This window comes from Leptolyngbya sp. 7M, from assembly GCF_018128485.1.
Genome location: NZ_CP070897.1, coordinates 3,635,394 through 3,657,238, shown reverse-complemented (window position 1 = coordinate 3,657,238; position 21,845 = coordinate 3,635,394). Strand labels below are relative to the sequence as shown.

Below are 21,845 nucleotides of genomic sequence, written 5' to 3'. Positions count from 1 at the left end.
GGCCTACCTAAACAGACAAGTTGAGCATAATCAAGCCGACGCAAGTTGATTCGTCACTGCGTTCCGAGCAGCATCTAACGTACCATTCAAGTGATTCAAAATTAACTTGGTGGCGGCTTTTGTGTCTTTGCGTTGATAGGCACGTAGGATAGCGCGATGCTCTTGTTCAGATTCTGCTTTACGAAGCGGCTGCTCGCTGAAGGAAAGATTGATGTAAATCGCAGCTAAATCCGAGAGCCGATGCAGCATTTGTCGGAGTTGGGTGGTTTGAGTAGCATCGTCCAACAAATTGTGAAACTGGCGATTCAGATCAACCCACTGTTCGTGATCGGAGGTCGCTTCCATTTGATCCAGCAGGGCTTCGGCTTCCTGAATCTGCTGCGGCGTAATTTGAGCAATGCCTCGTTTGACACTGAGGGGAATCAGCGCGGCCCGCATTTCGTACACTTCTTCCAGTTCAGATAAGGTGGGCATCCGGACCACTGCCCCCTTGAAGGCATCGAGTTCGATCAACCCCTGGGTACTCAGTTCTCGCAGAGCTTCTCGGATGGGAGTAACGCTAACGTTCAAGGCTTCTGCCAATTCGGCCTGAACCAAACGAGTTCCACCCGGCAAGTGCCCCAACAGAATGGCCTGCCGCAGATGTTCAGTGACCGTGGCGTGCGTGGTGCGGGGGAACTTGTTTAACGCACCGAGTTGCAGTTTGGCCAAGGCTGGTTGCTCCTAAATTCACAGTCACTATTATGCCATTTCTGAAAAATCATGGATCATATATGATATATGCTATATTTTGTAGCCTGTATAACGTTTTCTGCTAAACGCTGCCGGTATAGTGGCAAAAGATCGAACAGGAATCGATCACCAGGATTGCTGAGCAATGCTCACGCAATGTGCAACTTTAATCATCTAGCGGTTGAAACCGCCACTACGCAAACGATGTCCGCCGGCGCAGACTCTAGCCCATTCACTGGTTTTGAACCTGCGCAGATCCTGTCTGTGTAGCCGCGCTAACAGTCGCCAAGCACCATTTAAGTTGCACAATGCTCAGATTTGCATATCCAAGTTTTCGCAGCTCAGATTCTACTCAACCCGATCAAATTGCAACCCGATCAAATTACACGTTGAGTGCTCTCGTTGTTCACCTGTGACGGACTTAATCAGGGAAAGCTTTTTGCTCTATGTCTAGTGTTTTAATTTGCGATGTGACTATTTCGCTGTTTACCCGGCAGTCTGATGGCAGCCTCAATCTCTTTCCCCAGATTGCCGAGGTTTTCGTATAAGTATCTCAAACGCCGATTTGAGTTGATGTTCTAGTTATGTCTTGTTCAATTCTACGGCTCGGTTCTATCTGATCATTCGCGCTTATCTTACATGAAACGTTCATTGAGGGATATCTGATGTCGAATCGATTTGTGCAGCGCATGTCTCGCCGTACCGTTCTTGGAACAGGTCTGTTTTTAGGTACGAGCTGGGCACTCAAAGCCTGCAATACGGCAGCTGGTCCTGGCGGCACCACTCAAGCAGAATCACCAACTGCAGGAGCAGGTGGGCAGATTGTGACGGGATCGTTTCCTGGCACAACTGAAGCCCTGTTTCGAGAGTATGCGTCTTTGTTTAACCAATCGGGCAAGGGCCAATTGAGTATTGTGCCGTTGCTAGCGTTTGAGCAGGTGGCGCGCCTCAAGGCGGCACCCGATAATCCACCATTTGATGTGGTGATTCTAGATGACGGGCAAACCGATATTGCCCTCAAAGAAGGACTACTCCAGCCTTTGCCGGCGGACAAGATTACTAACCTTAGCAACATTGACCCATTGTTTATCAACGCTAAGGGACTGGCACCGACTTTCTACATGCAGGGCGTGGTCATTGGCTATAACCCAGAACGAATCAAAACACCGCCATCTTCCTGGCAGGCACTGCTAGATCCGAACCTAGACGGGCAAATTGGTCTGGTCAGCATGAATAGCATTTTGGGTACTTCATTTATGGTAGAGCTGGGCAAACTGCAAGGTGGTAGTGAATCTGATATCGAACCTGCGTTTGCAGCCCTGAAGCAAATGCTGCCCAAACTTGGCGGCGTGGCGGCTAATCCGGGTGCGCTCTCAACTCTGTTCCAGCAGGGCGAGGTAGATATTGCGCCAATCTGGCATAACGACGCTCTAGCCCTGAAGGCAAAGGGAGTTTCGATTGAGTGGGCGGTACCAGATGGCAATGGGCTGAACTCCCCAGCTTTGCCAAAGTTGAGCCAAGGCATACTCCACGGCAAATAGGGCAGGCTGGGTATAAACCGTTTGCTGCAACAGTTCAGCTGCAGTTTCTGGCGATTCTGCCGCGTATAGCACCTGCCGCAAATCGCGGTTGAGTAAGGGCTGAAGGATATGGGCACAGCGATCAATCGCAGTCCGGAAAACCGGTTCATTTTGATAAAGGGTCTGCCCCATGCGGACATACTGCGCTCCCTGGCCGGGAAACATAAACACCACCTCCGGACCACGCCGGTCTGTGTAGCGAGTGGCGCTGCGATGGGCTGGTAGGGTCTCCAGATCGGCAATCGCTTCTTGCCGAGTTCGACACAGTACAAAACGGCGGTAGTTAAACCCGTTTCGTCCCACTTGCAGGGTGTAGGCGACATCGACCAGATTAACAGCAGGGTTTTGCTGAAGATAGAGGCGCAGATTAGCAGTTGCCCGTTCAAGAGCCGTTTCAGTTTTAGCAGCAAGCAGCAGCAGTTGATAGGGGCGGCAGGGTGGGGCTGATTCCTCGGCTAGCGGCGCTTCTTCTAAGAGCACATGGGCATTGGTTCCTCCTACTCCGAAGGAACTGACGCCAGCGCGTCGAGGGGTTTCTCTAGCCGGCCAATCGGTTAGCTGCCTGTTGACATAGAAGGGGCTGTTGGCGAAATCAATTTCGGGATTCGGAGACTCGAAATTAATGCTTGCTGGAAGTTTGCGGTGATAAAGTGCCAATGCAGTTTTGATTAAGCCAGTCACGCCAGCGGCAGCTACCAGATGCCCTACGTTACCTTTTACAGACCCGATGGCACAAAATTGAGTCGCTGTAGTCTGAGTCCGAAAAGCTTGAGTCAGTGCCTCAACTTCAATCGGATCGCCTAGAGGTGTAGCAGTTCCATGCGCTTCAATGTAGGAGATGGTGTCTGGGTGGATATTGGCATCTGCATAAGCTCTAACAATCGCTCCCATTTGTCCATGCACGCTGGGAGCAGTGAAACTGGCCTTATCAGAACCGTCGTTATTGATTCCCACTCCTTTGATCGTGGCATAGATGCGATCACCATCCCGCAGCGCATCCTCAACCCGTTTCAACACAACAATCCCAGCTCCGTTATTAAACAGGGTGCCCTGCGCTCTAGCATCAAAGGGGCGGCAATGTCCATCCGGAGAGAGCATGCCACCGTCCTGATACAGGTAACCCGTATTCTGAGGCGTACTGATGGAGATTCCCCCAGCCAAAGCCAGATCGCATTGACGACTCCGCAGTTCCTGTACGGCATGAATCACCGCGACCAACGAGGTGGAACAGGCCGTGCTAATACTAATGCTGGGTCCGGTCAGATTCAATTTGTAGGATGTGCGGGTTGTGACAAAATCCTTCTCATTGGCCAGCATGGTCTGGAACGCACCCAGTGGCTCGATGATGTCTTTACGCCCGCAGATATGGCGCTCAAAATAGGTGTTTTGTCCTGAGCCGGCATATAGCCCAATTAAGCCAGTATAGGCTGAGGTGTAGCCAGCATTTTCTAACGCGGCGTGGGCCAGCTCTAAAAATATCCGCGCTTGGGGATCCATGACTTCAGCTTCTTTGGGGCTGATGCCAAAAAAGGCCGCATCAAACTCTTCTGCCCCTTTTAGAATGCCCTTGGCTGGCACATAGTGGGGATCGCTTCGCAGTTCCTGATCATCAATTGGGTCCAATTCGGCATCGCTAAAGCGAGTGATGGATTCAGCTCCAGCACAGAGATTCTGCCACAGTTCCTCGACGCTATCTGCACCAGGAAATCGACCCACCATGCCAATAATGGCAATGTCACCCGTGGCTGTTGGGCGGGCTGCGGTCGAGTGAAGGGCTGGGGAGTCGCCAATCTGATTGTTCTGACCAAAGGTCAGTAGGCCCGTCTGCTGCTCCTGATCTAGATAGCGGGCCATGGCTCGAATGGTTGGATATTGATAAAGTTTGACAGCCCGGATCTGGGAATTAAAGCGCTTCTGCACACGGGCAATCATCTGTAAACCTAGCAGCGAGGTGCCGCCCAATTCAAAGAAATTCTCCTCGACACTGAGCCGATCGATTCCCAGTACGCCAGCCCAAATTTCGGCCAATATCTGTTCGCTGGGGGTTGTCGGGGCAATTCCATCAACTGGGGCAGACCGAATCGCTGGCTTGGGTAAGGCCCGACGATCGATTTTTCCGGTTGGGCTGAGGGGCAGCTGATCCAGCACCATCACAACAGCAGGCACCATAAATTCGGCTACTCGTTCTCTGAGATAGTCTTTTAGCTGTTTCACCCCAGGTGCTTGCTCGCCCTTGGCTGTAACGTAGGCAACTAGACACTTATCGCCTGGTCGATCTTCCTGCAAAATCACAATCACATCGGCCACCTGCTCATGTTGTCTCAGCGTGGCTTCAATCTCACCTAGCTCAATGCGGAAGCCCCGCAGTTTGACCTGAAAATCGCGTCGCCCAATAAACTCAATATTGCCATCAGGCAAATAGCGCACTAAATCTCCTGTCTTGTAGAGCCGTGCTGTCGGATCAGCATCATAGGGATTAGGAATAAATCGCTCTTGAGTCAGTTCCGGTTGGTTGAGATACTCCCGCGCCAACCCATCCCCGCCAATGTATAGCTCTCCTGGGACGCCGATTGGAACCGGTTGGAGATAATCATCTAGAATATAAACCTGAGTGTTCGCAATTGGCTTATGTCGGCGGCGGAATGGCCGTTGATTATGATGGCTCTCGCACCTCATTTGAATCATCCGCTAATTACAACGCTCGGGAATTTGCGAATGACGTTATCTACGTGATCAAAACAGTGTGTGATGATGAGAATGTACCGCATCCTACAATAATCCAAGAATCCGGCCGCTATCTTTCCGCTTATCACGCCATACTAGTCACAAATATTCAGGATGAGATCGAAACAGTCGTCGAAGATCTCACCCCGATGGAGGTGGATGAGGATGACCCGCAGGTCGTTAAGGAGCTTCACGACCTTCGCGAGACCATTAACAGCAAGAATTATCGCGAGTATTACCACGATGCGCTTGAACATCGCGAGGAACTTTTCACGATGTTCAATCTCGGATTGATCACGCTGGAAGACAAGGGCAAAGGCGAGGTCTTGTTTTGGGACATCTGTGAAAAAGCAGACCAATTTGCACAGCAGAAGAAATACGTATCAGAGGAATTTGACGAACTTCGACGTCTTATGTGCGCGAAATATCTCGCGAATTTCTCAGTTTTCCGCTCAATGCCGGATAATTGGGCTCTAGAACAGCTATTTCCAATTATTCCAATACATAAACTCAACAAAAAGCCGACAGAATATGCTACGCTATGTGATATAACGTGTGATTCTGATGGAATTGTCGATACGTTCGTCGATCTGCACGACGTCAAGCCGGTTCTTGAATTGCACAAGCTCGTCGATAACGAGCCGTATTATCTTGCAATGATGCTGGTTGGGGCTTACCAAGAGGTAATGGGCAATAACCATAATCTTTTTGGAGTACCGCATGAGGCTCATATATTCATCGGCGAAGATGGCCACATTATTAAAAAGGTCATTTATGGCGCTACGCTCGCCGACTCGCTTGCGACGGTTCGCTTTGATGCAGACCATCTGCATGATCAGTTTCGGCGATCAGTTATGCAGCGCATAAAGCAAGGAGAACTTTCTACAAAGGAAGGCAATCAATTGATCGAATTTTACGAGAACCAAGCAGAAAGCTACACGTATCTCTCCCATAATGGCAAGGATGCTGAGTAGTGTGATAAACCGAATGGTTCTTTGGCCGTACCCGTTGGAACTACGCAATTATTGGACAGGTAACGGCTGCTTCGATCGATCGCATATCTTAAATTATGGTAGCTCAAAAGAAAACTAAGTCTTCAAAATTCCTAACCGTGCCGACCCGTTCGGTCCCCATCGACCGAGACCGCTCCGTTGCGGGTCTTCTTGAGAAAATGGAGGGTGCCGGCTTCGGTGCCAAACAGCTGGCTGAGGCCCATCGGATCTGGCTTGATATGCTGGACGATAACACTACGATCTATGTATGTGGCTCGGGAAATCTGATAACGTCAGGTATGCGGCGTCTGCTCGCATACGTAATAAAAAACCGCTTCGTTGACGTTCTGATAATGTCAGGCTCTGTCCTTTTTCACGACATTCACGAAACGCTGGGCCGCAACCACTATCAGGCTCATCCGAGTATGTCGGATGAGGAACTGGATACAGCCGAGATAATGCGTATCGGCGACGTACTTGCGAATCGTGAAGAATATCACGAAGCTGATGAGTGGATCGGAAGCGTAATAAATCAGTTGGAAGAGTCACGCGGATATTCGGTAAGGGAATTCCTCCATTTGATGGGCCGGGAGCTCGCGGAGATCGCACACGAAGACGGCATAATGACATCTGCTTTCAAGGCTCGGATCCCTATCTTTTGTCCGGACATCCTCGGAAGCGAACTGGCCGTCGGTCTTGCCCGAGCACGTTTTGAAAAGAAACCGCAGTTCATGTTTGACAGCACTCAGGACGCCTTGGATATGATGGCGATCGCGCAAAAGACGCGCATATCGGGAATGATAACGCTCGGAAGCATCAACAGCCAGAGTATGGTAAATATGACCGAGATCGCCTCCTACATAACCCGAACGAACCCAAGGGGTCATAAATATGCGATCTCTATCACGACTGATCCGGTTCCGCTTGACACTCGAACACCGTCTTACAGCGGCGGGCACACAAGTATCTTTGGCAAACTCGGTAAGGGAGCAACTACTGCCTTCGTCCCGGCAGATCCTTCCATCGCTTTGCCAATGATAATCACGGCACTTTCCCAAACCGCGGCGAAATTCATGAAAGGCAGGAAACGCCCGAACTTCGCGTTTTCAGGCAAGGATATGACCATAGACGTCCCGTGATCTAGATATCTTTTTGTTTTAGCGACGACGTACATATACAGCAACTCTAAAATTGAAACGGCCATTGAACTTGGTTCTTGGCCGTTCATTTTTTCCAAATATTCATTGTTTGTTACTCTGCCTGAATTGGCTCGCCCGCACGTTCCTGATTTTCTTTAGCGATCGAATAGAGTGCGGATTTTACTTGAAATGGAGTCAGTTCAGGATGAGCTTCCAGCAAGAGAGCTATCACACCGGCGATATGAGGACACGCGAAACTATTACCCGTAAGATTCCTATGGCCGCCGCCGGGCCAGGCTGTTTTTACATTTACTCCCGGCGCCGTCAGTTCGATCACCTCTCCAAAGCGAAAACCGAACTTCAGAGGATCACTTTCATCGCTCTTGATGACAGAAATAAGCGACGATGAGAATACTGATGGAAAACTCGGGTGCGGCAAATTGTTCGCTGCTGCAACTACGACACATCCAGCCAGATATGCCCTATCTAAAAGATCGTGAAGCGGAGTAAGACCCGGAAATTTATCGGCTACTTCAGGCGTCGCGATGGTCCAGCCGATAGGGATACCGTTCGCCATTCCTTTGGCTGAGGTGATGATGTCCGGCTCGACGCCCCAATGCTCGATCCCGAACCATTTATCGCCGGTCCGTCCCCAACCGGTCTGAACTTCGTCGGCGATGCAGAGGCCGCCGTGTTTACGTGCGATCTCGTAAACGATGCCGAAATATTCTGGCGGCGGCACGATAAAGCCGCCTACGCCGAGGATCGGCTCTGCCATGAATGCCGCGATCTCGCCGGTAGTCGTCGTTTGGATAAGTTCTTCTACGTCCTTCGCACAGGCAACATCGCAACTCGGATATTCCAACTTGAACGGGCAGCGATAACAATACGGTGCCGGTGCATGGACGATGCCCGCGACCTGAGCGGGCAGCGGGCGCCAGTTCGAATGCCCTACCGCCGAAAGCGCCGTCGCCGAACGCCCCGAATAGCTGTGCCTGAGCACAACGATCTCGTGGCGGCCTGTTGCCGTTTTTGCTGCTGTGATAGCCGTGTCGTCGGCTTCGGTGCCGCTGTTCGAAAAGAATGACTTTTTTAGCCGTCCGGGCGCTATCTCGGCAAGCTTTTCCGCAAGGTCGGATTGATTCTGATTCGCGTAAAGAGCAGATGTATGCTGCAACGTCCTGTTCTGCTCCAACACCGCTTCGTTCACACGCGGATTCGCGTGCCCGACGCTTACCGTCAGCACACCGCCGAAGCAATCGAGATATTTGTTGCCCTGATCGTCCCAAACATATTCACCCTCGCCGCGGACGAGAGCGATCGGCTCCTGATAATAGGTCGCAACCGCAGGGAAAAGGAACTCTTTGTGTTTCTCGACAGCTCTATTCACCGAGGATCTTTCTGCTTGTGATTCCATATCAATACAAATTACCTTCGCGCTTGCGGCCGGTGTGATCGACGTAAACGACCTTCAACTCGGTGTAAAAGTCGAGAGCGGTAGAGCCTTGTTCGCGCGGGCCGATGCCGGTGGCTTTGATACCGCCGAACGGAATGTGGGCCTCGCCGCCGGTCGTAGGTGAATTAACGTGCGTCATTCCCGATTCGATCTCGTTGATGAACTGAGTGATGGTGTTGTAATCGTTCGAGAAAATGGACGACGAAAGTCCATATTCGCAGTCGTTGGCGACCGCCATCGCTTCCTCAAAACTGTCAACACGCATTATGCCGAGCACAGGGCCGAATATCTCTTCGCGGGCGATGCGCATATCGGGCGTTACATTGTCGAAAACGGTCGGTTCAACAAAATAGCCGTTCTCCAGCCCGTCACCCTCGGCCTTTTTCCCGCCGCAAAGCAGCGTCGCGCCGTCCTCGCGGCCGATGTCGATATATTTGAGAACAGTGTTGAACTGAGCCTCGTCAACAGACGGGCCGATCTCGCTCGCTTCGTCAACGCCGGGACCGAGACGATATGCCTTTGCACGCTCGACGATCTTCTCGATAAAAGGTTCGGCGATGCTGCCTACGACGATCGCACGCGACGTTGCCGTGCACCGCTGCCCCGTCGAACCGAAAGCTCCAGCAGCCGTGTGTTCGACCGCGAGGTCCAGATCGCAGTCCGGCATTATGACCACGGGATTTTTCCCGCCCATCTCTGCCTGAAACGGAATGCCGCGTTTGGCCACCTCTTGATACATCTTGAAGCCGATCTCGCTCGATCCCGTGAACGACACGGCACGCACCGCAGGGTGATTCACGATCTCGTCGCCGACCTCGCCGCCAGAGCCGATAATAAGATTTAGCACACCATCAGGTACTCCCGCTTCAACAAAAAGCTCCACCAGACGAACCGCGCACGCCGGCGTATTCGACGCGGGCTTGAAAACGACGGTGTTGCCTGCCGCCAGAGCAGGAGCAATCTTCCACGCGGGAATTGCAATAGGGAAATTCCACGGCGTGATCAACCCGACGACGCCGTGCGGTTCTTTAATGGTGTAAGCATAGTTGTCGCGGAGCTCCGAAGGAATGTATTCGCCATTCATTCGCCTTGTCTCGCCCGCGCAGAATTCAACTACATTCGTCGCGCGCTGCACTTCACCGCGGGCTTCGGCGATTATCTTGCCTTCCTCGCGGGTGAGCATCTGGGCGAGCTCTTCCTTGTGCTGCTCCATTAGGCGTGCCGCCAGCGTCAGAACTCGGCCGCGAACAGGTGCGGGCGTGTTTCGCCATTCTTTGAATGCCGCGTACGCCGCCTCGATCGCCCGCCGAGTGTCCTCCCGCGTGCAAATCTGCGCCTCGCCGATGATGTCATTTGTATCAGCTGGGTTTACGTTGGGCAGCGTCTTTCCGGATGATGCATCGATCCATTTTCCGCCAATGAAGCTTCGATAGATTGTCATATTTTTACGTGCTAATCTTAATCAATCGAATGTCTGAAGGCAACGAGAACATCCCGCAGCTTCTGCATAAGCGCGTCGCCGCCGATCCTGACAAGGTCTTTCTGATCTCAGAGGCGGACGACCGCCAATGGACATATTCCGAATTCAAACAAACGGTCGATCGCACCGCCGCATTCCTGCGTTCATACGGCATCGGCAAAGGTGACGTCGTCAGCCTGCTGATGCCGAATTCGCCCGAATACATAGTTGCGTATTTCGCGTGTTGGCAATTAGGTGCGTTGGCCGGGCCGGTGAATTCCCATCTCAAAACCGAGGAGGTCGAATGGGTCGTTGGAAATTCTGAGAGCCAGAATGCCATAGGAGCAGGAGAGCAACGATTTGGACGATAGCCGTTTGCCGAAGTAGAACAGGCCACCCAGCGTGAGGGAGATTAGAAATTCACCCAGGGGAAGGGTATGACTGAATTGACCAGAGACAAAATCGACCAGGATTAGCAAAACCAGAATCCAGAGCAGAGCCATGCCGAACAAATTGACTTCTAGCACTCGACTGGGTGGTTTGACGGAACGGGAGAAAAAGCTGCTGTAGGCGAGAATGATCGGGGGCAATGCCGCTGCCGCCAAGCTTCTCAGTCCCACTTCTAGACCCACAGCAAAGGCTTGAGCCACAGCGCTCAACAGCAAGCCGACAATTACCGCATAGGCAATCACAACCACCAACCGATTGATGGCATAGGTGAGTGGCCGATTCCTACGAGCACTTTCCAAATTGCCGGGACGATCGGGAGATCTGGGCATGTTGGGTCAGAAAAAGAGATAGAGTGCTTCTATACTATGGTGGCAATCAAGCCACAGCACCACTACCCAAGGAAGGACTTGGGGGGTGTGACCCTCCAGCTTGAGTAAAACTGCAAGGGGTGCAGGGAGAGAGGCAATAGCCAGGATTAGGACATTGTGGAACGCTGTTAAACCCTCGAAAAGCGCCTAAGTTCGAGGTGCATAGACTCCACCGCTGCAATAGACCCAGGCGATTCCATCTGGATCGAGCTGCTGTGTCCATTCGCTGAAGCCGGGCTGGCTTTTGCGTCGCCGAATAGTTTTAGGATTGGTCCCCAGCCGCTGAGCCAACTGACGACTAGAGAGGGCCGTGGCTTCTACGTCATCTAGTAAACCCAAGTAGGTATCCCAGAGGACGAATAAGGCAGCCAGCAGGACAAAGATGACCGCTTCTGGACGATTCAACAAATTAGAGTCGGATGATTCAACCATAGGACAGAATCACGGCAGAGGTAAACGAACATATGCCTGCTGTTTGTAGATTGTACCTGACGGTTGCCCTGATTGGCTGTGTTGCGCATTGCTAAACCGCAGCACGGCCTGTCTCCAGTTCCTGTAATTTTTCGTGTGGGGTGTCTGCCAGCGGTAAGGTACCTACTACTCCGCCCAATTGCGCTTAACCCTCGTGTTGCCTGTGACTAGCGAGATGCTCCCATGACAGAAGCTAGCAATCTACTGCAATAAATTACTTGAACAGTTAATTAACTATAAATTTAAGATTCAAAGTTAAATCCCATTCAATTTCAATTTAATATCCTAATTCTATCTACTTACTTACACTGAACCCTTGAGTTCATAACAGAGATCTACAAAAAAAGAAATAAAATGAATTTCTATTCAACCGTAGTCCGGTTCTAGTTCTAAAATTTTCTCAGCAGTAGGTAGATCAACATCATTAATGTGAAGATCCGTAGTGTCAGCATCTCGCTGGCGTGGGTAAACCGCCCGCACTACATCTACTGTTTAATCAGGTTGACCGACTTATTAGATTTGGCTTAATTAAAGCTTCAAAAGCAGACTAATGCTAAAACAACGCGGTGCTGAATGAAGCAGAATAAACTAGGAGGAAATTGATGATTATGTAAGATATAAATCAATACAAAGAAATTGTATAAAGAAAATCTATAATCGCTCAAACAAATTTGAAGAAATCAAATATTGCTTTTAGCTGAGTTTGTTAATAAAGTGCAAACAGGACTGATCCCGATCAAGAATTGAGTTCTGCTTTCTAAGTAAATACTTTTGGTGTTTCTCCTGCAGCTGTCGCTACTGAGGTTTGTTTGCTAGTTTCTACTGGCAGAAGATAGAGTGCATTGTGAAATGCCGTAGCGAACCTATAGATGAGTAGGTGCAGGCACACACGTAGTATTTATAAGCGTATTGCAGAACTAAATCTAACTGTATCGTGAACAATATCTCAAACTGTTAGGAGACTATCATGCGGAAACTGACTGGAAGCCAAATTGATGTGAATGAAGGCTGGGCTGTGCATGTCTATGGCGGCGATCGGCGGCGGCTCTGCTCGTTCGGCTCTTCTCACTGCTGGTTATTTGTGCTCGGTCTAGTGGTAGGCGGATTGTTGACTGCTACCTGGATTCGATGCGAACCTTCTAATGCTGACACCTCTTCGTTTTCTGCCCCTAAGCAAGCACCTCTGGCGATCGATTAAGGCGATCGATTAAATAAATAACCAAATTATTTTTAGATCCTATAGTGGAGCTAGCTTGCCTTGCCGAAAGCGGGACGCTCGCTCTATATTATTGTTTTGGTTGAATTACTTAAAACTGCTTGCCAATTAGGGCAAACAGGCCATGCAGTCAATGTTTCCGAAGCTGTAGAAACCCAAAAATACAAGCATAGAAAAAGGGGAGCAGAAAGACTGGTAAACGTTTCTACTCCCGCTGAAGATGTTAGTTGTGACTGGTGATCTGAACTGTAGAGGTTTGAACTGTTAAATTAGCTGACAACCTGCTCGGCATCGGTAGCGGCCTCTGACTCTAGACCCCGATCGAAGGCAAATCGTAGGCAGGGAGGGGCAAGGAAGGTTGTCAGAATCACCATGATGATAATGGCTGCTTCTAACGGTTTGGTAAGAACGCCGCTAGCTGAACCGATGCCAGCAAACACTAAGCCCACTTCACCTCGGGGGATCATGCCTACTCCAATCGCAAGCCGGTTGATCTGCGGTTGACCAAACACAGCCCAACCGGTGATAACCTTACCAACAATGGCAACCCCAATCAGTGTGAGCAATACTAGGTCCAGCAAAATGACACGCGAATGGTCCAATGATCGTTCGCGTGTTTGTTCATTCGAGAGTATTGCCGAGGATGTAAATAACTATGTCGATCTTACGAACTTCAATCTTTTCTCTTTTGATATGGAGCATAATCTGTGTTCCTGCCGAGGCTCAAAACCGTGATGCATCCGAAGAACCAAACCTAAAGAGTTTTGAAATTGGAGGACATTACACTATCTTGTTTCAGGACGATTTGAATCCTGCGAATGTTACCTTCCAAGAGTTCGGGTTTTCAGAGCGCGTCACAAAAATCAGACAATATGAAAGCGGTATAGGCGTCAGACTTACTTACAATTTCTCTCGATCCCTTGCCGTTGAGGGTGAGTTCAATTTTATTCCAGGTTTGCCGACTTTGGATGATCGATCAACGTCTGGTGAACCTTTTGATCTTTCTCTTCCTGGTGGAAAAAAAGCTCAGTTTCTTGCAGGGGTTAAATACGGAGTTCGGCGAGAAAGATGGGGAGTTTTTGGGAAGGTACGTCCCGGCGCAATTAGATTCTCAGCTTTCCCGAAGATTGTGGGTCGGTTTGTTGCGACGAATCCGAAAGGCGGACAGCCGCTTGATGTGCTTATATTCCAAACAGAGAACCCGGCAACATTTTTCAACATCGATATCGGCGGCGTATTCGAGTATTACCCCTCAAAACGAACGATCATTCGCTTCGATGTCGGTGACACGATAATCCGTTATAGTGACCAGGAGCCGAAAGCGATTAATCCAAGTTTTACGCGGCACAATCTGCAAATGAACCTTGGATTCGGGTTCAGGTTTTGAACTTTTTTCATGTTCAGTGCATCCAAGCCGGAAATACTATGGGCATTCGCTATCCGTTTAAGCTATTTCTAGCCATTTTGACGTTTTGCGTGGCGGCAGTTTCCGTAAGTGGACAGGATCCAACGGCAATACCGGATCAAAAGGTTGTGACCGAGGAGGTCGTGGTAAAGATACAGGCGTTTGATCGGGCCGGGAATGCGGTTTCGTCGGTAAAGCTTGAGGACATTGTTGTAAGGGAGAATGACCGTTTACTGCGGCCAAGCTCGATCAGAAACATTCCAGCGTCGGTTCTGATCGCACTCGACACCGGCGGCGAGATACGTCAAAAAAAGAACATCGTGACAACGCGCCGTGCTGGTTTAAATATTCTGCATGGCCTCGAGGCCGGATCGTCTGTTGCGGTAATGAATTTTCACACGCAAGCAGAGATGCTTTCCGAATGGGGCACAGATCGCGGAGAACACGAAACCGCCATCGCAAGCCGAACAAAATTTGGGCAACGAGCTTCATTTACCGAAGCATTGAAATTGGCGATCGAAACATTGAAAAATGCCCCAACCGAAAACAGACATCTTGTTTTGATAACAGACGGGCTGGATTCGAACACTTCGCCCGAGGAACGAACCGCTGCAATTGCCGAAGTCTGGGCAAGCGGGATCACGGTTCATATTCTTAGTTATACTCAGATAGAATTTTCATCGCTTAGACCGCAGGCAAGTGTTTTTCGAAAAGGCGAACACAAGCCGAGACGAATGCCCGACGAGGTGATGGAAGCAATGATCGAGGGCCTGCCGATGAAAAAGGCTGATGCCATTGATTTTGTAAATCAGATCTATCAGCCGAGATTGCTCTCGATAATAATAGACAGGCCATTTCTGAGAGACCGCAAGACGCGGTTGCGCTCGCTGGCAGACAGCCACACCCAGCTTTCAGCCCTTGCAGAATTTTCCGGCGGCTCGATCTTTCTACCCGAAACAATTGATGAACTTATCGAAAAGGCTTCGGCGATCACGAAAAATATAAACCGCAGACTGTTGGTTTACTACGTGCCGCCTGATCCGACGGATCATCCCGCGGAGCCGGAAGTAAGACACATCAAAGTAATATATCGCGATCCTGATATTCGGATCGAGGGAGATCGGCGGCTGGTGATTGTTTTATGATGAGCTAGCGGGTTATCGCCGAAACGGTAAAATGCAAAGTCGCCTTTTTCGCATTCTCATCCCTAAAACTTATCAAAAGATCACGTCAGAAAATAAAGAGTTCGTTTTTCTATTTCTTATTCTTATATTTTCCAAGAGCAGGGAGTAAGAAGGTTCCTGTATGAGAGTTCTTTTGTTTTGCGATCTTTTCGGGAGGGCCAACCGCCACGATCTGGCCGCCGCCAACCCCGCCTTCCGGACCGAGGTCGATAACCCAATCGGCAGTTTTTATGACGTCCAGGTTGTGTTCGATGATAACAAGACTTGCTCCGCCGTCAAGAAGCGAACGGAATGCAGCGAGAAGTTTATTAATATCTTCAAAATGGAGCCCGGTTGTTGGCTCATCGAAGATGAAAAGTGTCTTTGAATTGCTTGACTGTGCAAGATATGAAGCGAGTTTGATACGCTGAGCTTCGCCGCCGGAAAGCGTAGTTGCTGATTGGCCGAGCCGCAAATATCCAAGACCTACTGACTCAAGAACGCGAAGTCTGGCCACCAATTTTTTTGATTCTTTGAAATATGGGATCGCTTCTCGAACCGTAAGGTCAAGAGCTTCTGCGATGTTCCGGCCTTTGTATCTTACCGCCAAAACATCATCCTTGAAACGGCGACCACGGCAGTCCTCACAGACGAGTTCAACGTCGGCGAGGAACTGCATCTCGACAATGACGGTTCCCGTGCCCTGGCACGTTTCACATCTTCCGCAGCCCCGACGATCCTCGAAAATGGACCGACGACAAGGCCATTTGGATGAACGCCGAATACATCCGCACGATGCCGCTCGCCGAGCTGCTGCCGCTCGTCAAGGCAGAACTGAAAGCCAATAAACTATGGCGCGAGGAATACGAGGAAGATGACCGTGCGTGGTACGAGCGAACCGTCGATCTCATCCGTGCCCGCTTCTTCACCCTGAAAGATTTCTCCACACAGGGCCGCGCATACTTCAGCGAAGATTATGATTTCGACCCGGCGGCGATTGAAAAGAACTTGAACAAGTTTCCTGAGCTCCGCGATTGGCTGCCGGAACTCGCCGATCGTTTCGAAGCTGAATTCGGAACGCGGACGCCCTCGTCCGCATCTGCTGAAGCGGATACGCAGACTTTTTCCGAAGCCAACATCGAAACCATCGTCAAAGCCTTTACCGAAGAAAAAGGCACCAAGCTCGGCGTCATAATGAACGGCGCACGCACGCTCCTGACTGGCGTCGCCGTCGGCCCGTCGATGCTCTCTGTATTCGAGATCATTGGCCTCGAACGCACGCTGATGAGATTACGAAGTCAGGTCGCGTGGAATACATCTACGACAGGCGATAAATAACCATCACCAAAACACTTAAAGAGCGAAAGTTCTTTTGGATGTAAAATTTCAACCGGATCACGGAATGCAATATTTTGGTCACTTTTTAGTTCTAATTCATTTATTCCTGCTGATCTGGTCGTTGGGTGGGATCATTGAGTTTCTCTCGCCTACGGTTCCTTGGACGCGTTATACCAACCTTGATTTCCCAAATTGGCTGCTTCCGATCCATTGGGGCTTGGCATTTGTGACGGGTTTGGGTTTTCTGATCGGATATTTTACGGCTTGGAGCAGAACGCCCGAGTTCATGTTGGCGGCGTATGCAATGCTTTTGGTGCTCTGTATCGTTGAAACATTTGGATATATGAGCAGTTCAACGAAATACTTTGCATTGGTTGCTGAGGCCGTTGCGTACACAGTCATCCTCTTGATCCTGTTCAAGCACAAATATTTTGTAGAGTATTTCAGTTGATATTTCCGCGCAGCAAGTAAATGACACCGGGTCGGAAACTGCAATGAAAGCCCTTCTTATCTCAATGGGAACGCGCGGTGATCTTGAGCCGTTTTTGGCGGTGGGCGAAGTGCTGCTTGAGCTGGATCGGAATTGTGAAACATATTGTGTAAGTGGGGCAGTGATGGCATCAGGCAGTTTTTTCTACTCAAGAAAACTGTTATCTTAGGTTTCTATGACCGAAGCAAAAGTCAAGAAAGTAAAGCCGGATATTCGTGCGATAACGCGGCTTGTGCCGCCGAGCGGTAACTTGGTGCAAGGACAGTCTGAATTACCTATCGATCCTCGGCTTGCTGAGGAAGCTGCTGCTATTATCGCGGCCAGTCAGAATCATTACGGCGGCAGCGAAGGCGACTCAAACTTGCGTAAGGCTGTAGCAGAAAAAATCAAGAAATATAACGGTATTGAGGTCGATCCGGCTGCGACGCCATTCGAGCTAATGATCACCAATGGAGGCACGGGTGCCTTGATCGGGATCGCACAGGCATATTTGCGAGGTCGCTCGGCACTCGTGTTTGAACCCTACTACCCTTATCACCGCCGCATTTTGGAAGAGTTTGGTGCCAAGAATGAGACGTTCGAATTAAATGCTGATCTTACCTTTGAAAAAGATGCGCTTTATGCTCGCTGCAAGGAGTTGGCAGATCGCACAGAGTTTCCCTTAAAGGCTATTATTGTATGTTCGCCCGCTAATCCGACCGGTAAAGTTCTGTCTCAAACAGAGCTTGAAGCGATCGCTGATGTTGCCAAAGAACTAGACCTGCTTGTTATCTCGGATGAGGTTTATGAGCATTACGTCGTGGGCGAGCACCCGCACACACCTATTGCATCGCTTCCCGATATGCGCGATCGAACGATCACCGTTAACTCGTTCTCAAAATCCTGGAATATATCCGGCTGGAGGCTAGGTTACGCATTTGGAAAGGGAGATCTTATCGCTCCGATCAACAATGCGGCTAACGTCATCTATGTTTGTCCGGCAACGCCGCTACAGGCTGCATTAAGCCGCGTTCTTATGGCGGATGATGACTACTATACAAAACTCCGTGACAAATTTGACGCTAAACGTCGGACGTTTTCAGAAGGACTTGGCGATCTTGGATTCGAGATCTATCGGTCCGGCTCGGCGTTCTATATTTGGGCCCGCATACCGAAAGAATACAACGATGCCATTTCATTCAATGAGATGCTTATGCGGGATGCCGGAGTCGGGATGACGCCAGGTTCTGCATTTGCCGATAGCGATCTTTGGGACGCTCACGTCCGCATCTGTATTGCCCGTGAAGATCATATTCTTGACGGGGCGATGGAGAAACTTCGCGCTACACTTTCGTGATCGCTATGCACTATCACCTGATCGGAATTTGCGGAACAGCAATGGCCTCGCTTGCAGGTATGCTCCAGGCTCGTGGGCATAAGGTTACTGGTTCTGACCAGAATGTGTATCCGCCTATGTCTACGCAGTTGGAAACACTTGGCATCGAGATAATAAGCGGATATAAGGCTGAAAATACCGATATGCCAAGGGATATAACGGTCGTGGGAAACACTATAATGCGCGGCAATCCCGAGCTGGAAGAAGTTCTTAACCGCAAGCTTGTGTATCGTTCACAGGCTGAGACGGTCCGCGAAGAATAAGCTAGTCAAGTCATGGACTGCCAATTCCAGAGGGCATATTTTTAGCATCTCCTTTAGCGCTGATGGTCAACAGATTGCTACAGGCGGAGTAGATAATAGTGTCAGCCTTTGGGACCTATCCGGGAACCGGGTAGCGCAGTTGAAGGGGCATGGAGGGTTTGTTAATAGTCTCAGTTTCAGCCCGGATGGACAGTTTTTAGCTACTGCTGGGCAGGATGGGCAGGCGCGGCTGTGGACAACTGCCGGAGATGAAGTAGCCCTACTGCAAGGGCATCAAGATGTGGTGAGTGCGGTCATGTTTAGCCCTGACTCATCGACGATTGCAACAGCTGGTTGGGACGGTTGGATTAGACTCTGGGATACCTCTGGAGACTTGCTCCAAGAATGGCAAGGTCACTCGAATAAAATCAGCAGCTTGGACTTTAGTTCTGACGGTAAGCTGATTGCAACGGCTGATAAAGGCGGCATGGTGCGTCTCTGGACTAAAACAGGTCAGCAAAAGCTTGAGTTTTATAGCTATCAAAGCGGTGTCAATACCCTGCGGTTCATTCCCAATGCGGCGCTGCTCAGCACTGGCGGGATGGACGGAACAGTGCGAGTATGGGATTTTTCCGGACGGCAGTTCAACGAATTTACCCATGCAGGCGCGATTTGGGGCATCGCTCCGACTGTCGATGGAAGGCAGATTTTGGCAGGGGGAGATGCGGGTGAAGTCCGCCTCTGGGCAATCAAATCACTACCTGAAACGATTGAGCAAGGTTGCAGTTGGTTGCAAGATTTCTTGCAAAGTAATAATTTTTCAGGTGACAAAGACATTTGCTCATTCTAGGATGAACATCTCAGATAATCTTCAGGGAGAACTCAACGTCGGCGTAAATTGATTTAATCAAAAATTTAATTAAGCTGTGAGATAATACCTTTGAAATATCCTTTGCAATACAGATGCAATATAGATGCAATATAGATATTAATTATTGGGTACACGATTCAATGGATGATTCAGGTATTCCATTGACTCCACAACTTTGACCGCTTCCTTGAGAGAGAGCGTTCTTCTGCAATTACCATCCCATAAAGAATAGAGTTGACTTCCACCCCATTTGGTCGGAATTTGAAAATTCTTAAAGCTGAGAAAGGATTTCTTAGTCTCCTGAACAAAGTCAATATACATCAGAGTTACACGACCCAAAATTGGTGAATCTGCTTCTGCATACTGAACATCTTCTGCTCCAGCACCTCCTCGACCTGTCGCCCCTGAAACCACAAAACATGAGTCATCTGGAGACTGATAAGTAAGTTGGTATCTAGGTTCAAACGCCAAGTTTCCACTTGCTGGTCTAGCAACCGCATCAACTGATTTAAGGGCATAGTCGTCAGGAATGTAAGTCGGCACAATCACATCAAAGGTTAAGCCCATATCCCTGTACCGATCCACAGCCAGTAACGTTTTGGTCTGTTCTGAACTGAGTTTGGCTTTTTGGGCCACAGCTTCGGTAGATGAAGGTAAGTCTTCTAGCACGATAGGCAGCCCGATATGAGCGATGTCAAGGCTGGCTACTTTTTGGCTAGCAAGTTGCTCGTTTAATTGGTCTGAAGCTTGTTTGGCTTTAGATTCATTCGTGAAATAGCCTAGAATTGCCGCAGATGTAGAATAGTTTCCAGTATCTTCCTCACCAATTCGGATATAGCCCATGTGAGCACGTGGGCAAAATTTGGTTCGGACTTCTACTAAGGCTGGCACAGCTTCTCTCGACCATGACCACTCCTGGCTTTCAGACTTGATATACAGCGGGTATACCTTCAGGGGATAGTTACTGCGGTTAGTAGGTGACACATCCCCACAAAAATCTGAAAATGACAGATCGGAATCGAACGAAGCCTCTTGATCATCTAAGTTTATTTCTTCACCTCGTGCTTCGGGAGGGCTAACAGGATTAGACTGGTTCTGACCACAGCTAGCCAGCACGAATATGGTGCAAGTAGACAGCACAGCCCTCAGTAGCCAGTTTGCAGAAAGATTTGGCTTGTGATGAAACTTGTTATGAAAATTATCCAGATGTTTCATGAAAAATAGCTCTTTACAAGATTACTGCTGCTGAAAGCAGTGTGTACAGAAGTATCAGGAAGATTTTCAGGAACTCGCTCAATCACGCGCTATTGAGCTTTTCTTACTTCGGTGGGTAGATCAGGTAACTTATGGGAACTATCAAGGATTCAGATAATCAAGTGATTCTACAATTTTGGCAGCTTCCTGCAATTCAATCGCATTACATTGGCTGTTAACAGTGCCGGGAGACCAGAAGGAGTATTGTTGATCAGAAGGAATGACACCCGGTACGGTAAATTGATTAAATCCTATCCTTGGTTGATTTTTTACCTGATCAAACTGAGTATATCCCAGCTCTACATTGCCCAATGCTTTAGAATTCACCGTTAAAATTTCAAAATCCTCTGCACCTGCTCCAAAACCACCTGAAGCGCCTGAAACCTCAAAGCAGTTATTATTCTCATCGAAGTAGATAATACTATAGCTTGGCCCAAAGCGTTTGTCATCGTTAACAGCGACCTCTTCAACCTTAAAACCATCGGGAACATAGGTCGGCAAAACTATTTTTACTGGAATGTTTTTGTAATTGTTCTGATCAATTGCAAGTAATTCATCTTTCTCTTGGGATGATAGCTTTGCCGCAGTGGCCTTCTCGGGCTCTTCTGGGTTTAGGGTGATAAGCAAAGTTAAGGCAACTAAGATAGCATCGAATGGGGCATAGACCTGCCATCCTTCAGTGCCATCGGCGGTGCGGTATGAAATATTTCGATATCCCATACCCATCAGCCGCTGCTTTGCTTCAGCCGCAAGCGAAGAAAGGCGTTCCACTGCGAAAACCTTACGCGCAAGAAGGGCCAAAACAGCTGTTTGATACCCCGAGCCCGAACCGATCTCCAGCACCCGCTCTCGGCCTTTCAATTCAAGGAGTTCCGTCATCCGGGCAACGATGTATGGTTGCGATATGGTCTGCTTGGCTGCGATCGGTAATGCATTATCTTTGTACGCCTGCGAGCGGATCGCTTCCGGCACGAACAAATGCCTGGCTACGCGGTTCATCGCATTCAAAACGCGCTCATCGGCGATACCATAATGCTTGCGAAGATGTTCAACCATTCGCGCGCGTGGAATGGCAAAATGGTCGGTTATATCATTTGTTTGGACGGTGCCGTTTATCAAT

At 49.5% G+C, this 21,845-nt stretch carries 22 protein-coding genes and 1 pseudogene; 14 read left to right on the top strand and 9 right to left on the bottom strand.

Annotated features, from left to right (window positions below):
• Window positions 1–30 precede the first annotated feature (30 nt).
• Window positions 31–711 carry a GntR family transcriptional regulator gene (locus JVX88_RS18350; RefSeq protein ID WP_211619631.1) on the bottom strand — a complete coding sequence of 227 codons (681 nt, stop codon included), beginning with the start codon at window positions 709–711 and terminating at the stop codon, window positions 31–33.
• Window positions 712–1,397: 686 nt separating this feature from the next.
• On the opposite strand from JVX88_RS18350, the gene JVX88_RS18345 reads away from it, so the two are divergent.
• Window positions 1,398–2,273 (top strand): extracellular solute-binding protein, encoded by an 876-nt coding sequence (locus tag JVX88_RS18345; RefSeq protein ID WP_211619630.1) that lies wholly within the window; start codon window positions 1,398–1,400, stop codon window positions 2,271–2,273.
• On the opposite strand, the gene JVX88_RS18340 is transcribed toward JVX88_RS18345, so the two are convergent.
• Window positions 2,163–4,988 carry a beta-ketoacyl synthase N-terminal-like domain-containing protein gene (locus JVX88_RS18340; protein ID WP_225931113.1) on the bottom strand — a complete coding sequence of 942 codons (2,826 nt, stop codon included), beginning with the start codon at window positions 4,986–4,988 and terminating at the stop codon, window positions 2,163–2,165. The genes JVX88_RS18345 and JVX88_RS18340 overlap by 111 nt on opposite strands.
• On the opposite strand from JVX88_RS18340, the gene speA reads away from it, so the two are divergent.
• On the top strand, window positions 4,955–6,010 hold the full coding sequence (gene speA / locus JVX88_RS18335; protein ID WP_211619628.1) for a biosynthetic arginine decarboxylase: 1,056 nt from the start codon (window positions 4,955–4,957) through the stop codon (window positions 6,008–6,010). The two genes, JVX88_RS18340 and speA, sit on opposite strands and share 34 nt — an antisense overlap.
• Before the next feature lie 95 nt (window positions 6,011–6,105).
• Entirely contained in the window at window positions 6,106–7,167 is a 1,062-nt protein-coding gene (locus JVX88_RS18330) for a deoxyhypusine synthase family protein (protein WP_211619627.1), read from the top strand.
• Between the two features lie 112 nt (window positions 7,168–7,279).
• On the opposite strand, the gene JVX88_RS18325 is transcribed toward JVX88_RS18330, so the two are convergent.
• Window positions 7,280–8,557, bottom strand: a complete 1,278-nt coding sequence (locus JVX88_RS18325; RefSeq protein ID WP_211619626.1) for an aminotransferase class III-fold pyridoxal phosphate-dependent enzyme — start codon at window positions 8,555–8,557, stop codon at window positions 7,280–7,282.
• Between the two features lie 28 nt (window positions 8,558–8,585).
• Window positions 8,586–10,064 carry an aldehyde dehydrogenase family protein gene (locus JVX88_RS18320; protein WP_211619625.1) on the bottom strand — a complete coding sequence of 493 codons (1,479 nt, stop codon included), beginning with the start codon at window positions 10,062–10,064 and terminating at the stop codon, window positions 8,586–8,588.
• A 29-nt stretch (window positions 10,065–10,093) separates the two neighbouring features.
• On the opposite strand from JVX88_RS18320, the gene JVX88_RS18315 reads away from it, so the two are divergent.
• Complete coding sequence (locus JVX88_RS18315) at window positions 10,094–10,453, top strand: AMP-binding protein (RefSeq protein ID WP_211619624.1); 360 nt, start codon at window positions 10,094–10,096, stop codon at window positions 10,451–10,453.
• A 594-nt stretch (window positions 10,454–11,047) separates the two neighbouring features.
• Here JVX88_RS18315 and JVX88_RS18310 read toward each other — a convergent pair.
• Window positions 11,048–11,332: a hypothetical protein gene (locus tag JVX88_RS18310; RefSeq protein ID WP_211619623.1), complete on the bottom strand. Its 285-nt coding sequence runs from the start codon at window positions 11,330–11,332 to the stop codon at window positions 11,048–11,050.
• A gap of 1,006 nt (window positions 11,333–12,338) precedes the next feature.
• Between JVX88_RS18310 and JVX88_RS18305 the strand changes: the two genes are divergently transcribed.
• Both JVX88_RS18305 and JVX88_RS18300 read left to right on the top strand, forming a co-directional pair.
• The gene (locus JVX88_RS18305) at window positions 12,339–12,569 is read left to right on the top strand and encodes a hypothetical protein (RefSeq protein WP_211619622.1); all 231 of its coding nucleotides are present in this window, start codon (window positions 12,339–12,341) and stop codon (window positions 12,567–12,569) included.
• 60 nt (window positions 12,570–12,629) lie between these two features.
• Window positions 12,630–12,827 carry a hypothetical protein gene (locus tag JVX88_RS18300; RefSeq protein WP_211619621.1) on the top strand — a complete coding sequence of 66 codons (198 nt, stop codon included), beginning with the start codon at window positions 12,630–12,632 and terminating at the stop codon, window positions 12,825–12,827.
• 29 nt (window positions 12,828–12,856) lie between these two features.
• Here the strand turns inward: JVX88_RS18300 and JVX88_RS18295 are convergent.
• Window positions 12,857–13,159 (bottom strand): annotated as a pseudogene (locus JVX88_RS18295) (cation:proton antiporter); the annotation flags it as partial.
• Window positions 13,160–13,242: 83 nt separating this feature from the next.
• Here JVX88_RS18295 and JVX88_RS18290 point away from each other — a divergent pair.
• On the top strand, window positions 13,243–13,974 hold the full coding sequence (locus tag JVX88_RS18290) for an outer membrane beta-barrel protein (protein ID WP_211619620.1): 732 nt from the start codon (window positions 13,243–13,245) through the stop codon (window positions 13,972–13,974).
• Window positions 13,975–14,012: 38 nt separating this feature from the next.
• Entirely contained in the window at window positions 14,013–15,137 is a 1,125-nt protein-coding gene (locus JVX88_RS18285; protein WP_211619619.1) for a vWA domain-containing protein, read from the top strand.
• 109 nt (window positions 15,138–15,246) lie between these two features.
• Here JVX88_RS18285 and JVX88_RS18280 read toward each other — a convergent pair whose 3' ends face one another.
• Entirely contained in the window at window positions 15,247–15,834 is a 588-nt protein-coding gene (locus tag JVX88_RS18280) for an ATP-binding cassette domain-containing protein (protein ID WP_211619618.1), read from the bottom strand.
• 92 nt (window positions 15,835–15,926) lie between these two features.
• Here JVX88_RS18280 and JVX88_RS18275 point away from each other — a divergent pair, with 92 nt between their 5' ends.
• From JVX88_RS18275 to JVX88_RS18250, 6 genes are read left to right on the top strand one after another with little or no spacing between them, the layout of a single operon-like run.
• Window positions 15,927–16,493 carry a hypothetical protein gene (locus JVX88_RS18275; protein ID WP_211619617.1) on the top strand — a complete coding sequence of 189 codons (567 nt, stop codon included), beginning with the start codon at window positions 15,927–15,929 and terminating at the stop codon, window positions 16,491–16,493.
• A 34-nt stretch (window positions 16,494–16,527) separates the two neighbouring features.
• Complete coding sequence (locus JVX88_RS18270) at window positions 16,528–16,944, top strand: hypothetical protein (RefSeq protein WP_211619616.1); 417 nt, start codon at window positions 16,528–16,530, stop codon at window positions 16,942–16,944.
• A 43-nt stretch (window positions 16,945–16,987) separates the two neighbouring features.
• Window positions 16,988–17,152 carry a hypothetical protein gene (locus tag JVX88_RS18265; RefSeq protein ID WP_211619615.1) on the top strand — a complete coding sequence of 55 codons (165 nt, stop codon included), beginning with the start codon at window positions 16,988–16,990 and terminating at the stop codon, window positions 17,150–17,152.
• Window positions 17,153–17,158: 6 nt separating this feature from the next.
• Window positions 17,159–18,319, top strand: coding sequence for a pyridoxal phosphate-dependent aminotransferase (locus tag JVX88_RS18260; RefSeq protein ID WP_211619614.1), 1,161 nt, complete (start codon window positions 17,159–17,161; stop codon window positions 18,317–18,319).
• 5 nt (window positions 18,320–18,324) lie between these two features.
• The gene (locus JVX88_RS18255; protein ID WP_211619613.1) at window positions 18,325–18,621 is read left to right on the top strand and encodes a Mur ligase domain-containing protein; all 297 of its coding nucleotides are present in this window, start codon (window positions 18,325–18,327) and stop codon (window positions 18,619–18,621) included.
• Window positions 18,581–19,450: a WD40 repeat domain-containing protein gene (locus tag JVX88_RS18250; protein ID WP_211619612.1), complete on the top strand. Its 870-nt coding sequence runs from the start codon at window positions 18,581–18,583 to the stop codon at window positions 19,448–19,450. Before JVX88_RS18255 ends, JVX88_RS18250 begins: the two co-directional genes overlap by 41 nt.
• Before the next feature lie 138 nt (window positions 19,451–19,588).
• On the opposite strand, the gene JVX88_RS18245 is transcribed toward JVX88_RS18250, so the two are convergent.
• Window positions 19,589–20,686 (bottom strand): hypothetical protein, encoded by a 1,098-nt coding sequence (locus JVX88_RS18245; protein WP_211619611.1) that lies wholly within the window; start codon window positions 20,684–20,686, stop codon window positions 19,589–19,591.
• 141 nt (window positions 20,687–20,827) lie between these two features.
• A complete protein-coding gene (locus tag JVX88_RS18240) occupies window positions 20,828–21,844 on the bottom strand; it encodes a protein-L-isoaspartate(D-aspartate) O-methyltransferase (protein WP_211619610.1) in 1,017 nt (338 codons plus the stop codon).
• Between the last annotated feature and the right edge of the window lies 1 nt (window position 21,845).

Bases quoted from the DNA above. Each gene is read 5' to 3' on its own strand.
- JVX88_RS18330 (WP_211619627.1), top strand. From the start codon at position 6,106: ATGGTAGCTCAAAAGAAAACTAAGTCTTCAAAATTCCTAACCGTGCCG.
- JVX88_RS18290 (WP_211619620.1), top strand. From the start codon at position 13,243: ATGTCGATCTTACGAACTTCAATCTTTTCTCTTTTGATATGGAGCATA.
- JVX88_RS18245 (WP_211619611.1), bottom strand. From the start codon at position 20,686: ATGAAACATCTGGATAATTTTCATAACAAGTTTCATCACAAGCCAAAT.
- JVX88_RS18310 (WP_211619623.1), bottom strand. From the start codon at position 11,332: ATGGTTGAATCATCCGACTCTAATTTGTTGAATCGTCCAGAAGCGGTC.
- JVX88_RS18320 (WP_211619625.1), bottom strand. From the start codon at position 10,064: ATGACAATCTATCGAAGCTTCATTGGCGGAAAATGGATCGATGCATCA.
- JVX88_RS18275 (WP_211619617.1), top strand. From the start codon at position 15,927: ATGAACGCCGAATACATCCGCACGATGCCGCTCGCCGAGCTGCTGCCG.
- JVX88_RS18345 (WP_211619630.1), top strand. From the start codon at position 1,398: ATGTCGAATCGATTTGTGCAGCGCATGTCTCGCCGTACCGTTCTTGGA.
- JVX88_RS18285 (WP_211619619.1), top strand. From the start codon at position 14,013: ATGGGCATTCGCTATCCGTTTAAGCTATTTCTAGCCATTTTGACGTTT.
- JVX88_RS18315 (WP_211619624.1), top strand. From the start codon at position 10,094: ATGTCTGAAGGCAACGAGAACATCCCGCAGCTTCTGCATAAGCGCGTC.
- JVX88_RS18280 (WP_211619618.1), bottom strand. From the start codon at position 15,834: ATGCAGTTCCTCGCCGACGTTGAACTCGTCTGTGAGGACTGCCGTGGT.
- JVX88_RS18260 (WP_211619614.1), top strand. From the start codon at position 17,159: ATGACCGAAGCAAAAGTCAAGAAAGTAAAGCCGGATATTCGTGCGATA.
- speA (WP_211619628.1), top strand. From the start codon at position 4,955: ATGGCCGTTGATTATGATGGCTCTCGCACCTCATTTGAATCATCCGCT.
- JVX88_RS18265 (WP_211619615.1), top strand. From the start codon at position 16,988: ATGAAAGCCCTTCTTATCTCAATGGGAACGCGCGGTGATCTTGAGCCG.
- JVX88_RS18305 (WP_211619622.1), top strand. From the start codon at position 12,339: ATGCGGAAACTGACTGGAAGCCAAATTGATGTGAATGAAGGCTGGGCT.
- JVX88_RS18340 (WP_225931113.1), bottom strand. From the start codon at position 4,988: ATGAGGTGCGAGAGCCATCATAATCAACGGCCATTCCGCCGCCGACAT.
- JVX88_RS18255 (WP_211619613.1), top strand. From the start codon at position 18,325: ATGCACTATCACCTGATCGGAATTTGCGGAACAGCAATGGCCTCGCTT.